Source organism: Mucilaginibacter rubeus, assembly GCF_003286415.2.
Lineage (GTDB): Bacteria > Bacteroidota > Bacteroidia > Sphingobacteriales > Sphingobacteriaceae > Mucilaginibacter > Mucilaginibacter rubeus_A.
Map to the genome: position 1 here is coordinate 6,204,959 of NZ_CP043450.1, position 15,401 is coordinate 6,220,359.

Here is a 15,401-nt window from a genome sequence, read left to right on the forward strand (position 1 = left end):
GTTAAGCTTTTTCAATTTTCGATGCCTGGTTAATGCCTGCTTCGGCAATTTGGGTAAGCAGGCTATCGCATGTTTTTTCCTCATTCAGGGTTGAATCAAGCAGTTCGGCGGCATGCTCATAACCTAATACACTGGCCAATGTGCGGAGCGTACCATACGAAGCAATTTCATAATGTTCAATTTTTTGCGCGGCCGAAATAATACCGGCGTCACGGGTGATGCTGCCTTTTTCGGTTTCAGCCACAATTTCCTCTCCTTCTTTGATAAGCCCGGCCATCGCTTCACATTTTACAGCTACAGCTTTTTGACCTATAGAAGCGAAAGCATCCTCCAGGCGGATGATTTGGCGCTCAGTTTCGGCCTGATGATTTTCAATAGCCGAACGCAACTCGTCTGAAGTTGCAGCTTTGGCCATTTTAGGCAATGCCTTTGAAAGGTGCTTTTCGGCCCAGTAAATGTCCTTCAGTTCATCAATAAACAATTCGTTCAGGGCCGATTCCTGCACATTGTTGGTTTGTTCGGGTGATTTTACTTTAGTTGTTGCCATGGTAGATGTTTTAATGTTTTTGTGATATAACATCTACAAACACAAAGCCAATTTTATTATTTTAAATAAGTAAATTAATTATTAGGATAATTTTAACTTAAATTTCTATCTGAATAAGGTGTTTTCGATCTCCTTGTTTTACAACTACAAGTTCTAAAAAATATACAGCATGCCCGGTTTTAAGGAATTCACCAGGTTGACTTAGGGCTTCCAACTCCCGGCTTAAGACTTACCTAAGCCCCTTTCTTGGTTTTTAAGCTGGCCATCAGCTGGTCGTACAAATCGTCGCTGCCGGTTTTGCGTGGTTTAAGTTTCTTAACCTTCGCACGTTTGCCTTTTGATTTAGCCTCGATGATCTTAAGTAACTCATCGTTGTATTCATCTTTAAATTTGGATACATCAAAATCCTCAGCGTACTGGTTGATCAGCGTAAGCCCCATATCCAACTCCTTTTTGCTCACGTCAATTTTATCGGGTAGGTTAAGATCTTCCGTATCACGAATTTCCTGTGCAAAACGAATGCGGGTTACTACCAATACATTTTTTAACGGATGGACAATGCAAAGGCTTTCGGTACTGCGCAATACAAAACGCGCCAGCCCGGCTTTTTTTGATTGCGTTAAGGCCTGGATAAGCAGGGCGTAGGCTTTATTGTTTTTGGTATCTGGCTCGGTGTAATAAGAGGTTTCGTAAAACATGGGGTTTACATCGGCAATATCAACAAAGCTTTCTATTTCAATTACTTTGCTTTTTTCGGGCGCGGCATCTTCAAAATCCTGCTCATCCATGATCACATATTCCTCATCAAGCTTATAACCTTTTACAATTTTGTCATAAGGTACTTCTTTATGGGTGTTTTCATTAACCCGCTGATAACGGATGCGTGCATGATCACGACTATCCAGCATGTCAAAATCAAGCGAGCTCGTTTGTACTGCCGAATACAATTTAACCGGGATGCTCACCAACCCAAACCCTATCGAACCTTTCCATATTGATCTCATAGCCCAATAACTTAATGTATTGTAATATAACCATAAAGGGTGTAAAGGGTTTGGAAATTCGGAGCAGCAAAAGCAGAGGTAGCAGGCAAAACCCCTCCCTACACCCTCCCAGAGGAGGGAATCGCACGGCCCAACCCACTCAAAATCCCCCAATGGCCTTTTATTTCTTATAATCGACTATCCCCCAAACAAAACCAGCCCCTCATTTATTTACAAGCATACCAATGCTTTAGGAAATAATTGTAGCCTTCCTGTTACATATTAAACTAAATACACGTTACCTTAGTCATAACATCAAATAAAATACACATGAAAAAGCTATTTATCCTTGCCGCACTATTAGCAACTACTGTTGGAGCATTTGCCCAAAACGTTGACCTTAGGCGTAAAATTGAAGTTACCGGCATTGCCGAACAGGAAGTTACTCCTGATATTATAAACGTAACCATATCACTACAGGAATACATGGATGGCAAAAAACACATCGCCATTAATGACCTGGAAGACCAACTGGAAAAAGCCGTTAAAGATGCCGGCATTCCATCTTCTGATTTTACAGTGAACAATGTATCGGCCTGGAACAACACCTATCAAAAGAAAAAAGCACCTGATTTTTTGGCCAGCAAACAATATGGTTTACGTGTGCGCGATTTGAACAAGTTTAACCAGATCATGTCGAAAATTGATCCTAAAGGTATCCAGTCTACCAATATTGAAAGCTACGACTATTCAAAAATGGCCGATCTGAAACGCGACCTTAAAATTAAAGCCCTGCTTGCCGCCCGCGATAAAGCGACTTATCTGCTTGCTGCCCTTGGCGAAAAATTAGGCGGCGCCATTAACATCACCGAAAGTGATAACAGCAGTTTCCCTCAGCCACGTGTTTATGCCAACACCATGATGTTCAAAGCTTCGGCTGATGCCAATGTTGGTGATTCGGATATCAGCTTCAAAACCATCAAGCTAAACTTCCAGATCCAGGCAGTATTTGAGATTGTGAAGTAATTGGCCCCCGGTCCCCCTAAAGGGGAGCGAAAAAATCTGAAGCCTCTGTTAAAACAAACAGAGGCTTTTTTTATTTTCTTGATTATGGCTCCCCCTTTAGGGAGCCGGGGCAAATATGCAATGGTTTGGCAGACGCGAAAGCGATAACGTTAATGATGAACGCGGCGGTGGTGGTGGCAGGTTAGCCATAGGTGGCGGGGTGCTTGGCCTTATAGCCGCTGCTATTTATTTTTTTACCGGGGTTGATCCTTCTGCTCTGCTTAACCAGGTGTCCACCAATCAGTCCGCCCGGCAGGAGCAAACAGCCAACAAAGGCCCCGAAGATGCCGGAAAGCATTTTGTACGTGTTGTTTTGGCCGATACTGAAGATATCTGGACAAAGCTGTTTAACGATATGGGCCGCACCTATGAAAAACCTCAGCTAACGTTATTTAATGACTATGTTGAGTCGGCCTGTGGGAGGGCCAGCTCTGCAAGCGGTCCGTTTTACTGCCCGGGTGATTCGCAGGTTTATATTGATCTTTCATTTTATGATGAACTTAAGAACCGTTTTGGCGCGGCGGGTGATTTTGCCCAGGCTTATGTGATTGCGCATGAAGTTGGGCATCACGTGCAAAACCTATTGGGGATCTCGCAAAAAATGGATGCTGCACGATCAAGACTTAGCGGACGTGCATACAATAAACTATCGGTAAAGCTGGAGTTACAAGCCGATTTTTATGCCGGCGTATGGGCACATTACGAAAAAAGCATGAAAAACGTGCTTGATAAAGGCGACATAGAAGAAGCCCTGAATGCCGCAAATGCCATTGGCGACGACCGGCTGCAAAAACAAGCCCAGGGGCATGTTGAGCCGGATAGCTTTACCCATGGAACCAGCGCCCAACGGATGTACTGGTTTAAAAAAGGGTTCGAAACCGGGGATATTAACCAGGGGGACACATTTGGCAATGGAGATTTGGATTGATTAGCCAATAGATATGTTGTGACGAAACGAAGCTTTGCAATAGCATGGCGCAGAGCATCAGGGTCCTCTCCGAGAGACCCTGATGGGACACGGATATAATAGCATCGCTTTATAATAAAAACGCGCCATTATGAGGATATCACAATAGCGCGTTTCTGTTATTAGCTGATTAAAAAACTTAATCAATCCACTCAAACTTGGTATAAGGCACAAGCACTTCCGGTACTTTAATGCCTTTTTCAGTCTGATTATTTTCTAACAGCGTAGCTACTATACGTGGCAAGGCCAGCGCGCTACCATTCAGCGTATGTGCCAACTGTGTTTTACCATCGGCATTACGGAAACGCAGTTTAAGCCTGTTGCTTTGAAAAGTTTCAAAGTTTGATACTGATGATACTTCCAGCCAGCGCTGTTGTGCAGCGCTCCAGGTTTCCATATCATAAGTTAAGGCAGAGCCAAAACCCATATCGCCACCACAAAGACGCAATACACGGTAAGGCAAACCTAATTTTTGCAACAATCCTTGTACGTGACTGCTCATGAGTTCCAATATCTCGTATGATTTATCGGGATGAGCAATGGTTACAATCTCCACCTTATCAAACTGGTGTAAGCGGTTCAGGCCACGCACGTGCGCGCCATAAGAACCTGCTTCACGACGGAAACATGGGGTATGGCCACAGTTACGTACCGGTAACTGATCTTCTTTTAATATTACTTCGCGGTACAGGTTGGTAATAGGCACTTCAGCAGTAGGTATCAGGTACAGATTATCAACACCTACATGGTACATCTGCCCTTCTTTATCCGGCAATTGTGAAGTACCAAATCCTGATGCTTCATTCACCATTAATGGTACGCTTACTTCGCTGTAGCCCGCTTTTTCTGCTTCGTCAATAAAATAATTGATCAAAGCGCGTTGCAGCTTAGCACCTTTGTTTTTGTATACAGGGAATCCGGCTCCGGTTATTTTAACGCCCAGTTCAAAATCAATGAGGTTATATTTTGCTGCCAGCTCCCAATGCGGCAAAGCATCGGCAGGCAGTTCCGGTTTGTCACCGTTTTCCAAAACCACTTCGTTATCCTCAGGCGTAAGGCCTTTAGGTACCGAGCTGTGTGGCAAGTTAGGCAGCAATACTAATTTCTGATATAGTTCTTCTTCGGTAATGGTAAGCAGATCACCAAGTTTTTTGATTTCTTCTTTCCATGCACCTGTTTTACCTTTAAGGCCTTCGGCTTCTTCTTTTTTACCGGCGCGCATCAACTCGCCAATTTGTTTTGCAGCTGCATTGGCCTCGGCCGAAACATTATCCATACTGGTTTGAGTGGAGCGACGTTTGTCGTCCAGTTCAATTATTTCATCAACCAGTTGGGGCTGTTTAAAATTTTTTACAGCCAAACGTTCCAAAACCTGTTCCCGGTTATCACGGATATAACTAACTTGCAGCATTATTTTATTTTTTAGGCAAAGATATTTTTTAAGTAGCAGTTTTAAGTAGCAGCGGCAGTTTTTTTTAGAACATAGCCTGATAACTGCAACTACCCACTGCAACTGCCACTAAAAACTCATGAACCAAACACAAACAGGCAAACTATACTTAGTCCCCACCCCGATAGGTAATCTGGAGGATATGACCTTCAGGGCTATCCGGATACTAAAAGAGGTGGATCTGATACTGGCCGAGGATACCCGTACTTCCGCCCCGTTGTTGAAACACTTTGAGATCAATCAAAAAGTATTCGCGCATCATCAGCATAATGAGCACCAATCAAGTAACGAGATTGTTAAGTTTTTGCTGGAAGGTAAAAACATCGCGCTTATTTCGGACGCGGGTACGCCTGCTATTTCCGATCCGGGTTTTTTCCTGGTACGCGAGGCTTTAAAGTTTAACATCGCGGTAGAATGCCTTCCGGGAGCTACGGCCTTTGTACCGGCCCTGGTCAACTCTGGTTTCCCGACAGATAAATTCTGTTTTGAAGGTTTTTTACCGCTGAAAAAAGGTCGCCAAACCAGGTACAAGTTTTTGGCCGAAGAAGAGCGCACCATCATACTATATGAATCGCCCCACCGTTTGTTAAAAACACTGGATGAGATGGCTACCTATTTTGGTGCCGACAGGCAGATCTCGGTATCGCGCGAGCTTACCAAAATGTTTGAAGAAACCGTACGGGGCACTGTTATCGAAGTAAAACAATACTTTGAAACCCACCCCATGAAAGGCGAATTCGTAATGTGCGTGGCCGGGGCAACTGCTAAACCTGCTAAAGGGAAATATGACAGGGACGAGGAGGAGGAATAGCCGGTAAACACAACCATGTCATTGCGAGCGAAGCGTGGCAATCGCACGGAGGCAGAACCGCTCTGTATAGCATGCGATTGCCACGCTTCGCTCGCAATGACATATTTTAATATAACTAAATAAAAATCCGTCATTGCGAGGAACGAAGCAATCCCAAACCTTGCAGAGCTGTCATGCTCATCGGGGATTGCTTCGTTCCTCGCAATGACGCATGTGAATATCACTCTACATGAAAAAAAACCTACCATTAGCCATACTATCGGGCTTGCTTTTGTGGATAGCCTGGCCGCCTACTCCTTATACTACCTTTTTACTTTTCATTGGCTTTGTGCCTATGCTGCTGGCTGTCGAAAACATCATTAATGATGATAAGCCTAAAAAAGGCAGGCGGGTATTTAATGTAACTTTTATTGGCTTTTTTATCTGGAACTCATTATCTGTTTACTGGGTTTATAACGCGCTTAAAATAGTGGGCGAGCTTGTAGCTGTTCCTATCACGCTCATCCCCTATTCGCTTGGGCCCTTGTTGATGGCAGCTGCCTTCTGGTTATATTACCGGTTAAGGCTGGTCGCGCCCCGTTGGGTAGCGCTCATTGGCCTGGTTTGTTTCTGGATCGGGTACGAATATCTACATCAAAGCTGGGACCTTTATTTTCCGTGGATGACACTCGGCAATGGCTTTGCCGTAGCGCATCAGTGGATACAATGGTATGAATACACAGGTGTATACGGAGGTACTGTATGGATTTGGGCTGCCAATATCCTGGCCTTTTTAATTTACATTGGCTTCCGCGAAGCTCAGACAAAAAAAAACCGAATGGCATTGTCCGGAGCTTTGCTGATTGTTATCATAGCTCCTATCGGCTATTCATTATCTGTTTACAGCAATTATGTTGAGGAAGTAAACCCTTCAAATATTGTTGTTGCCCAGCCCAATATCGATCCTTATGAGAAGGATGGCACCATTCCTCCTGCTTTGCAGGTTGATATCCTCATCCACCTTTCCAGGCAGGTAGCACAACCCAATACCGAGTTTTTTATCTGGCCGGAAACAGCTATCCCTGCGCCTGTTTATATTAATGAAGAACAGATAGGCCAAAACACTTTCATCAAGCAAGCCCAATTCTTTTTACGCAAATATCCGAATGGCAACCTGGTTACCGGTGCCGAAACATACAGGCTTTATAACAACAGGGCTACCCCAACAGCTATACCTTCACCATTTGGCGGCGACCAGTTTGCTGATTTTTACAGCACAGCGCTTAACTTAGAGAATGGCGACAGGATCCAAACCTATCATAAATCGCGCTTTGTGCCCGGGGCCGAATCCATGCCTTTTGGCGAAGCGCTCTCATTCCTGAAACCTGTATTTGAGCATTTAGGTGGTGCTACCGGTAACTATGCTCCCGACAAAGACGCGAAAGTGCTTTACTCGCAAAGCGGCATCGGCGTTGATCCCGTTATCTGCTACGAATCGATATGGGGAGGCTATATTGCCCGCTCCGTTAAAAAAGGGGCACAATTTATCGCCATTATCACCAATGATGGCTGGTGGGAAAACACGTCGGGTAAAGACCAGCATTTACAATACGCCAAACTTCGAGCTATTGAAACACGACGTTGGGTTTGTCAATCGGCAAATACCGGTATCTCCGGCTTCATCAATCAACGCGGAGATGTTGTTAAACATACCGAATGGTGGACCAAAACGGCCATCAAACAAGATATTAACCTTAACAGCGAACTTACCTTTTACGTTAAACACGGCGATTACATACCGCAAGCAGGTAGCATACTGGCAGGAATTGGAATGATATTTTTACTGGGGATGAGATTGAGGAAAAAACAGACGCTAACCGCTTAATCAAGTACCGACAGGGTCGTTTTTATAATATCATCAAAAAATGCCTTGTCGGCAGTTGCCTTGGCCGATACCTGCATGCCACGCACGGCGTTAATGATAAACCGGGCCAGCGCCAGGGCATCCTGACGGTTATGGATCTCGCCGCTGTCCTGCCCTTTTTTTACGGCAAGGTAAACGGCCTTTTCAAACTGCTGCTCGTTGCGGCATATCATCTCCTTTACCTCGGCATCATGCGCGGCAAGTTCAATTTCGGCGTTTACCATGAAGCAGCCTTTGCGCTGTTCGTCATTTAACAAATCGCGCGTGGTGAGCTCCAAAAGTTTTTTTATCGCTTCTTTGGCCGATGCTTCATCTTTTATGATGCTGCACATCTGGTCGCCCCCCGACTTTTGATAACTATCCAAAGCTTTAATATATAAAGCATGCTTATCGCCAAAGGTATCGTACAAACTGGAACGACTTATACCCAAACCTTCCACCAGGTCCTGCATAGACGTGCCATTGTAGCCTTTATGCCAAAAAATGCAAACGGCCTTGCTCAGTACCTCGGCTTCATCAAAATCTTTACTTCGTGCCATAACAGAAAAGCTTTACCCGTTTGTGGGCAAAGCTATTCATTTTTAATTAATTGTTAATGTTGTCTGTAGCTTACAGCCCATCAAACTTCAGGAGGCACCTACGGAGCCCAAAATATGCATCTAATTTGCTATACGTTATCCCTCCGGGGTATTTTCTATATGTTTTAGAACTCCGTTAGGAGTATCGTGTTTATAGCTATTTTATAAAATAAATTCTGGGGCTACGCAGGAGCCTCGTTCCGCATCCTATTTATAAGCCTAATTATCTTACACCGCCGCTGGCAATGATAATTTCGCCGGTTAACCAGCGAGAGTCGTCAGAAGCCAGGAACACGGCAACTGGAGCGATATCATCCGGCTGACCAATACGGCCAAGCGGTGTAGTTTTCTCTATCTCTATCTGGAAATCGCTACCTATAAAGCCTGCAGTGTGCGTTCCTTCAGTTTCAACCATACCGGGATTGATAGCGTTTACGCGGATTTTTTTGGGACCAAGTTCTTTAGATAATACCTGTGTGATAGAATCAACAGCGCCTTTGGTACCTGTATAAATAGCGCTTTGCGGCGGAGTGATACGGGTTACAGTCGAGCTTACGTTAATTATACTGCCACCTTTATCGCCAAAGCTGTTAACCGCGGCTTGTGATGCAAGTAATAAACCAAGCACATTGGTATTAAACTGGCGGTGAAACTCATCTTCAGTAACTGCTTCTATCGGTGTAAATTGATATACACCTGCGTTGTTTACCAAAACGTCAACGCCACCAAAAGCTTCCTGGGTTTCCGCAAAAAGGCGATCAACATCTGCTTTTACTGCTACGCTACCTTGTACCGCGATGGCTTTGCCACCATTTGCTGTGATTTCAGCAACCACTTTATCAGCACCTGTTTTGTCTGATGCATAATTTACCACTACTGCTGCACCTTCTGAAGCCAGGCTTTTAGCTATGCCTGCGCCAATACCTTTTGATGCCCCTGTTACAACTGCAACTTTGTTCTCTAATTTTTTCATTTTCTGGAAGATTAATTTTATTTTGGATCAATCGTTCCGTAAAGGTAAATCCATTTTGGAATAAACGTTCCGTAATTATTTTTTATTAGGCTGGGATGACAAAAGCACCTTATGTTTTTTGGACTAAAAAACGGACAGTTAAATAAAGAATGTCATTTCGAAAGAGCCCATTGGGCATAGAGCGCCGGTGGCGAAAGAGAAATCTTATACGCCCTGTATATCCATCATTCATGCTTTAAAGGCGAGCGTATAAGATTTCTCCTCACTCCCTGCGCTTTTCCATCCCACTGTTCGTTCGAAATGACAAACGGGGTTATTGGTTTGCAATAAAGATGCTCTGTATGAAAAACCCTACTCCTCAGTAGCCATTTCATTGCGCTTGAGCACAAAAGCCATCAGATCGTTGATTGGCTGCTTGATGATCTTGCCGGTTTTTACTCCATGCAGCGTGCAAAGCGCGGTTAATTCATCGGCAAAAGAGTAGGCTATGGAACCTACAAAATGACATTTGTATTTATGGTACTCGGGGTATGATTTAATGTTGCTCTCAATAAATTCTACCAGACCATCAACCAGCATGGAGTGGCCATATTCGGTTTCCTTGATCTCGCTTACAAACTTACTGAACGATGCCAGATAAGTGTTGGCATTAGGTTTCTGGTATACATTTTTGATCACGATTTCCTTATTCAGGTGATAAGCCTTATCAAATTTTTGGCTGATCTCATGCGGCATATTGCCGTATAAAAAATCGGTGATCAGTTTTTTGCCGAACCAGGTACCTGAACCTTCATCGCCCAAAACAAAGCCAAGGCCGTGCTGGCCATCGTAGATATCTTCGCCGTCAAAAAAGGAAATATTACTGCCGGTACCTAACACACAGCAGATACCCTTTTCATGGCCGCAGGTTGCATAGGCGCATCCCAGCAAATCGCTGTCGACACTAATATATGCTTTGCCAAAATGCTGGCTTAGGGCATTAGATACAACCTCATGCCTATCCGGGCTGCTGCAACCAGCGCCAAAAAAGTATACTTCAGAAATTTCGGCCGCAAACGCTACCATTTCAGGTGCCTGTTCAAGAATAATACGGGCAATCTCCTTTTCGGTTAAAAAATAAGGGTTTAACCCGGCTGTAAGGAACGAGCGGGTTTCCTGGTCTGAAACGGTCAGCAGCCAGTCGGTTTTTGATGACCCGCTATCTGCAACTAATATCATTGACAAATTTCTTCGAGCACTTTAACGGTAAGTGGTTTATGAATAAACTGAGTAATATGCTTATTATCACTTGACTGCTTCATATCTGTAGGATCAAGCGATGACGATAACATATATATTTTAATTCCTTTTTTAGCTATTTCTAACCCATCATATTCGTGCAGAAATTCAAAACCGCTCATCATTGGCATCCTGATATCTAAAAAAATAACGTCGGGATCTACCGATCCGTCCCTTAATGATTCAATGGCCTCCATCGGCGACTGACGCACAATGATGTTCTCGGCAAAATTACTGCTCTCTAAAACCCGCCGCGTTATGAAGTTATCAATGTAGTTATCATCAATAAGCAGGCAGGTTTTAAAAGGGGTAGTCATATCTCAAAAGTAGGCTTTTAAACCTATTTTTAAAATATTTTTTATTGGATGTTAATACTATTGGTGATTTGTTTTAACATGATCTCGGCCTGTTTACTCTGGTACTGCGCGGCAAAAAATTTTGATTGCGCGTCGAGGTAATTGCGTTGTGCTTCCCTTACCTCAAGTGGCGTAATATTGCCCAGCTTATATTTATCAAGCGTAATATCCAGGTTCTTTTTGTTAAGGTTCACGTTAGCTTCTTCCAGTTTTACCAGGTCGAGCCCCGAAAGGTAGGCAACAAACAAACTGTTGATCTGGCTTTCAATATTCAGCTTGGTTTGTTTGGCAGCAATACCGGCATTATCAATCTGGATCTTAGCATTTTTTTCGCGCCTGTTTTGGTTAAAGCCGTCAAAAATATTAATGCTTGCGGTTAGTCCGTAGTTAAGCCCGTGTGCATTTTGTGATATGGTAAAACCTGCGGGTGTTTTGCTATTGGTAAACACATAGCCAGACGTTAAACCAACCTGCGGGTAACGTGTCGAGCGTACCTGTTTCAGATTGATCTCGGCCAGGCGCTGGTTAATTTGTGCCGATAAGATTCCCGGGTTTTGCAGCTGCGCGTTGTTAAGTACATCGGCCAAAATAAGTTTATCATCAACCACAATGGTGTCTGCCACCGAAAAATCCGTTTGCAGATCGCGGATCAATAACTGGTTAAGCTGTATTTTGGTTGATTTAAATAACTGGTACTGGATAATCAGATTACCGGTATCAGTATTCAAATTTACCTGCGCGTTTAATACATCAAGCCTCGAGGCGCGACCTACATTAAATTTATCGGTAGCAATACGTAGCTGTGTCCTGGATATGTCTATCGCCCCTTTCAATGCCTTAACCTGTTCGTTTTGACTAATGAGGTCGTAATATGTATTGATCACACTGGCAACGGTACGTTGTACGGTATCCTGTAACCTTAAAACACCAAGCTTATCCAGCTGTTTAAGCTGATCGTAGTTGGCGAACATACCAAAGCCGTCAAAAATTGTCCAGTTAAGGTTTACGCCATAGCTGTTGTTAGAGTTATGGGCATTAATGTTATTGTATTTGCCAGTGTTAAGCGTTTGTTTGGTTGACTGGCGGCTGTTGTTATCGGTAAAGCTACCATTAAGTTGTGGCAGCATACCCGCGTTACCCGCACTAACGTTGTTTGACGCGATGGTTGAATTGTTTTGCGACAACTTAATATTATAGTTATTCTTTAGGGCTATTTCCACCGCGTCTTTAAGGGATAGCAATGGTTGCGCCGGCTGCTGGGCTTTCGCGATGGCCGATGCCATCGCGAAAGTAAAAACCAGGCAAGCTATTTTCTTGATCATCATATTATATTACAGGTTTTCGATCAGTTTAGGTTCGTGGTGATGTGGGTGACGGGCGGCCTCAGCTATTTCGGCTTCGGCAGCCAGATCCTCTGGGTCATGGTCGTGATCTTTACGGGATTTAGCGGCCAGCAGCAAATACATCATCGGGATAATGTACAGGGTTAGCACCAGTGAAAATAACATCCCACCCATAATAACAATACCTAATGATACACGGCTTTTTGCACCGGCACCCAATGCAAACGCGATAGGTACGGCACCGAGCACCACGGCCAAACTTGTCATTAATATCGGGCGTAAACGCGCCGTGGCAGCTTCAACAACAGCCTCATATTTGGCTACGCCCTGCTCCATACGCTGGTTGGCAAACTCCACAATCAAAATACCATTTTTGGTTACTAAGCCCACGAGGGTAATGATCCCGATCTCGCTGAAAATATTAAGGGTTTGGTTAAACAGCCACAGTGATAAAAATGCGCCAGAGATAGCCAGCGGCACGGTAAGCATCACAATAAGCGGATCCATAAAGCTTTCAAACTGGGCTGCAAGCACCAGGTAGATGAGCAACAACGCGAAACCGAATGCAAAGAGAATGTTTGATGAACCTTCGGCGTAGTCACGCGAAGGACCGCTTAGCGCAGTACTAAAAGTATCATCGAGCAGACTTTTCGAAATCCTGTCCATTTCCTTGATACCATCCCCAACAGTATAACCCGGGGCCAACCCGGCCGAGAGTGTTGCTGATTTGTAGCGGTTAAAATGGTAAATAGCGGGCGGCGTTGCTCCTTCGGTAGTTTTAACTACGTTATCCAGCTGCACCAAAGTGCCTTTTGAGCTGCGTACGTAAATAGACCGCAGATCGAGCGGCTGATCGCGGTTGGCACGGTCAACCTGTGCTATTACCTGATATTGCTTACCGTTTATCAGGAAGTAATCCAAACGGCCGGCGCTGTAATACAATTGCAGCGTTTGAGCTATATCATCAACCGAAACACCCAAATCGCGGGCGCGCTCACGGTCGGTAACCACGCGCAGCTCAGGCTTGGTAAATTTCAGGTTAACGTCTGTCCCCTGGAAAACCGGGCTTTTTGATACCTCGGCAAAAAAAGTTGGCAGCACCTTCCGGATCTTTTCAAAATCCTGGTTCTGGATAACATACTGAACCGGTAACGATGTTTTTGAACCTGAACCGCCGCCGCTGATGGTTTGCTCCTGCACCACAATAGCACGGGCATCAGGCATTTTACGCAGTTTGCCATTCAACCAGTCGGCAAGTTCCTGCTGGGTACGCTTACGCTCCTCCGGGCCAACAAGCCCTACCCTACCAAAGCCGGTATTTGAAGCTCCGCCACCGCCAAATGACGGTGAAACAATTTCAAGGTTAACGTTAGCCTCAGGAATGGAGTCGGCAACAAGGTTGGATACCTTATCCATGTAGCGGGTCATGTATTCATAGGTTGCACCTTCCGATCCGGTAACGCTGTACCGGAGTAAGCTGCGGTCGTCAAGCGGAGCAAGCTCAGATGGGATAACTTTTACCAGAATGCCAATAATAACAAGTGATGCCGCCAGAATAACGAACGATACCCATTTACGCTTCATAAACTTAACAAGCGACTCTGAATAAGAGTTGATCATATTTACAAAGAATGGCTCTGTTCTTTCGTAAAACTTCGATTTCTTTTGATTTTTACGGATCAGCTTAACGTTAAGCATCGGTGTTAATGACAGGGACACGAACGCTGATATCAACACCGCCCCCGCTACCACCACCGCAAATTCGCGGAATAAACGACCGGTGAAGCCCTGTAAAAACACAATGGGTAAAAACACAGCGGCCAACGTAACCGATGTGGATACCACCGCGAAAAAGATCTCGGCCGAGCCTTCAAAAGCCGCTTTGCGGATAGCCATACCAGCCTCCACCTTTTTATAGATATTCTCCGTTACTACTATACCGTCATCCACCACCAGGCCTGTTGCCAGTACTATCCCCAGCAGGGTTAATATATTGATGGAGAAACCGAAGATATACATGATAAAGAAGGCCCCGATCAGGGATACCGGGATATCTATCAACGGACGGAAAGCGATAAGCCAGTCGCGGAAGAAAAGGTAAATGATAATTACCACCAACACAAACGCCACGATGAGTGTTTCCTGCACTTCAGATATCGACTGGTTAATGAACCTTGTATTATCCAAAGCTACTTTTACTGAAATATCTGGCGGAAGATCTTTTTTGATCTGCTCCAAACGGGCATAAAAATCTTTGGCTATCTGCACATAATTGGCACCAGGCTGCGGCACAAGGGCTAAACCAACCATCGGTACGCCCGACTCTTTAAATATGGTTTCCTCATTAGCCGAACCCAATACGGCATAACCAATATCGCTCAGCCTGATCACCCTGCTGCTATCTGCACGAATAATGAGGTTGTTAAAATCTTTTTCGGTTGCCAGTTTACCCAATGCCCTGATGGTAACCTCGGTATTATTACCTTCAATTTTACCGGCAGGCAATTCCACGTTCTCTTTGGCCAGGGCGGCCCCAATATCAGTGGCTGTAACCCCAAGCGCCGAAAGTTTCTTTGGGTCAATCCAAAGGCGCATAGCATACTGGCGCTGTCCCTGTACGTTGATGGTACTTACCCCCGGGATGGTTTGCAAACCTTCCAGCAGCACGTTCTCCGCGTAATCATCCAGCTGGTTTATGTTACGGGTATTACTGCTTACGGTAAGGGTAATGATCTGGTCGGCGCTGGCATCCGCTTTAGTTACTACCGGCGGGGCGTTAATATCCTGTGGCAGCTGGCGCTGGGCCTGGCTCACTTTGTCGCGCACGTCGTTAGCGGCCGTTTCCAGGTCGGCATCAAGGTCAAACTCAACCGTAATATTACTCTGACCAACAGAACTGGTTGACGATATATTACGGATGCCCGGCACACCGTTGATTGATTTTTCAAGCGGCTCCGTTATCTGTGATTCAATTACATCGGCATTGGCACCAGAATAACTGGTTGATACCGAAATAATAGGCGGATCTACCGAAGGGAAATCCCTCACCCCTAAAAACTTATAACCGATAATACCAAACACAACAATAACCACAGACATTACTGTTGCCAATACCGGCCGTTTAATACTTACTGAGGATAAACTCAT

Annotated in this window: 13 protein-coding genes; 4 read left to right on the forward strand and 9 right to left on the reverse strand. The window is 44.7% G+C overall.

Features of this window, described 5'->3' with window-relative positions; all coding sequences use genetic code 11:
- Position 1: 1 nt before the first annotated feature.
- Both DEO27_RS24865 and DEO27_RS24870 read right to left on the reverse strand, forming a co-directional pair.
- Positions 2–547, reverse strand: coding sequence for a ferritin-like domain-containing protein (locus tag DEO27_RS24865; RefSeq protein WP_223818045.1), 546 nt, complete (start codon positions 545–547; stop codon positions 2–4).
- A gap of 233 nt (positions 548–780) precedes the next feature.
- Entirely contained in the window at positions 781–1,551 is a 771-nt protein-coding gene (locus DEO27_RS24870) for a Ku protein (protein ID WP_112568362.1), read from the reverse strand.
- Positions 1,552–1,860: 309 nt separating this feature from the next.
- Between DEO27_RS24870 and DEO27_RS24875 the strand changes: the two genes are divergently transcribed.
- Entirely contained in the window at positions 1,861–2,556 is a 696-nt protein-coding gene (locus DEO27_RS24875) for an SIMPL domain-containing protein (RefSeq protein ID WP_112568360.1), read from the forward strand.
- A gap of 115 nt (positions 2,557–2,671) precedes the next feature.
- Positions 2,672–3,523 (forward strand): neutral zinc metallopeptidase, encoded by an 852-nt coding sequence (locus DEO27_RS24880; RefSeq protein WP_112568358.1) that lies wholly within the window; start codon positions 2,672–2,674, stop codon positions 3,521–3,523.
- Between the two features lie 178 nt (positions 3,524–3,701).
- On the opposite strand, the gene serS is transcribed toward DEO27_RS24880, so the two are convergent.
- A complete protein-coding gene (serS, locus tag DEO27_RS24885; RefSeq protein WP_112568356.1) occupies positions 3,702–4,973 on the reverse strand; it encodes a serine--tRNA ligase in 1,272 nt (423 codons plus the stop codon).
- 118 nt (positions 4,974–5,091) lie between these two features.
- On the opposite strand from serS, the gene rsmI reads away from it, so the two are divergent.
- Together rsmI and lnt are read left to right on the forward strand one after the other, a co-directional pair.
- Positions 5,092–5,823: a 16S rRNA (cytidine(1402)-2'-O)-methyltransferase gene (rsmI, locus tag DEO27_RS24890; protein WP_112568354.1), complete on the forward strand. Its 732-nt coding sequence runs from the start codon at positions 5,092–5,094 to the stop codon at positions 5,821–5,823.
- A 229-nt stretch (positions 5,824–6,052) separates the two neighbouring features.
- Positions 6,053–7,687 carry an apolipoprotein N-acyltransferase gene (lnt, locus tag DEO27_RS24895; RefSeq protein ID WP_112568352.1) on the forward strand — a complete coding sequence of 545 codons (1,635 nt, stop codon included), beginning with the start codon at positions 6,053–6,055 and terminating at the stop codon, positions 7,685–7,687.
- Here the strand turns inward: lnt and DEO27_RS24900 are convergent.
- The 6 genes from DEO27_RS24900 to DEO27_RS24925 form a co-directional block, all read right to left on the reverse strand.
- Positions 7,684–8,265 carry a TetR/AcrR family transcriptional regulator gene (locus tag DEO27_RS24900; protein WP_112568350.1) on the reverse strand — a complete coding sequence of 194 codons (582 nt, stop codon included), beginning with the start codon at positions 8,263–8,265 and terminating at the stop codon, positions 7,684–7,686. The genes lnt and DEO27_RS24900 overlap by 4 nt on opposite strands.
- Before the next feature lie 262 nt (positions 8,266–8,527).
- Positions 8,528–9,277: a glucose 1-dehydrogenase gene (locus tag DEO27_RS24905; RefSeq protein WP_112568348.1), complete on the reverse strand. Its 750-nt coding sequence runs from the start codon at positions 9,275–9,277 to the stop codon at positions 8,528–8,530.
- A 351-nt stretch (positions 9,278–9,628) separates the two neighbouring features.
- Positions 9,629–10,495 carry an N-acetylglucosamine kinase gene (locus DEO27_RS24910; RefSeq protein WP_112568346.1) on the reverse strand — a complete coding sequence of 289 codons (867 nt, stop codon included), beginning with the start codon at positions 10,493–10,495 and terminating at the stop codon, positions 9,629–9,631.
- The gene (locus DEO27_RS24915) at positions 10,492–10,872 is read right to left on the reverse strand and encodes a response regulator (protein WP_112568344.1); all 381 of its coding nucleotides are present in this window, start codon (positions 10,870–10,872) and stop codon (positions 10,492–10,494) included. Before DEO27_RS24915 ends, DEO27_RS24910 begins: the two co-directional genes overlap by 4 nt.
- Before the next feature lie 41 nt (positions 10,873–10,913).
- Positions 10,914–12,236, reverse strand: coding sequence for a TolC family protein (locus DEO27_RS24920; protein WP_112568342.1), 1,323 nt, complete (start codon positions 12,234–12,236; stop codon positions 10,914–10,916).
- 6 nt (positions 12,237–12,242) lie between these two features.
- A complete protein-coding gene (locus tag DEO27_RS24925) occupies positions 12,243–15,401 on the reverse strand; it encodes an efflux RND transporter permease subunit (RefSeq protein WP_112568340.1) in 3,159 nt (1,052 codons plus the stop codon).

Bases quoted from the DNA above. Each gene is read 5' to 3' on its own strand.
- DEO27_RS24900 (WP_112568350.1), bottom strand. From the start codon at position 8,265: ATGGCACGAAGTAAAGATTTTGATGAAGCCGAGGTACTGAGCAAGGCC.
- DEO27_RS24920 (WP_112568342.1), bottom strand. From the start codon at position 12,236: ATGATGATCAAGAAAATAGCTTGCCTGGTTTTTACTTTCGCGATGGCA.
- serS (WP_112568356.1), bottom strand. From the start codon at position 4,973: ATGCTGCAAGTTAGTTATATCCGTGATAACCGGGAACAGGTTTTGGAA.
- DEO27_RS24905 (WP_112568348.1), bottom strand. From the start codon at position 9,277: ATGAAAAAATTAGAGAACAAAGTTGCAGTTGTAACAGGGGCATCAAAA.
- DEO27_RS24875 (WP_112568360.1), top strand. From the start codon at position 1,861: ATGAAAAAGCTATTTATCCTTGCCGCACTATTAGCAACTACTGTTGGA.
- DEO27_RS24870 (WP_112568362.1), bottom strand. From the start codon at position 1,551: ATGAGATCAATATGGAAAGGTTCGATAGGGTTTGGGTTGGTGAGCATC.
- DEO27_RS24915 (WP_112568344.1), bottom strand. From the start codon at position 10,872: ATGACTACCCCTTTTAAAACCTGCCTGCTTATTGATGATAACTACATT.
- DEO27_RS24925 (WP_112568340.1), bottom strand. From the start codon at position 15,401: ATGAGTTTATCCTCAGTAAGTATTAAACGGCCGGTATTGGCAACAGTA.
- DEO27_RS24865 (WP_223818045.1), bottom strand. From the start codon at position 547: ATGGCAACAACTAAAGTAAAATCACCCGAACAAACCAACAATGTGCAG.
- DEO27_RS24880 (WP_112568358.1), top strand. From the start codon at position 2,672: ATGCAATGGTTTGGCAGACGCGAAAGCGATAACGTTAATGATGAACGC.
- lnt (WP_112568352.1), top strand. From the start codon at position 6,053: ATGAAAAAAAACCTACCATTAGCCATACTATCGGGCTTGCTTTTGTGG.
- DEO27_RS24910 (WP_112568346.1), bottom strand. From the start codon at position 10,495: ATGATATTAGTTGCAGATAGCGGGTCATCAAAAACCGACTGGCTGCTG.
- rsmI (WP_112568354.1), top strand. From the start codon at position 5,092: ATGAACCAAACACAAACAGGCAAACTATACTTAGTCCCCACCCCGATA.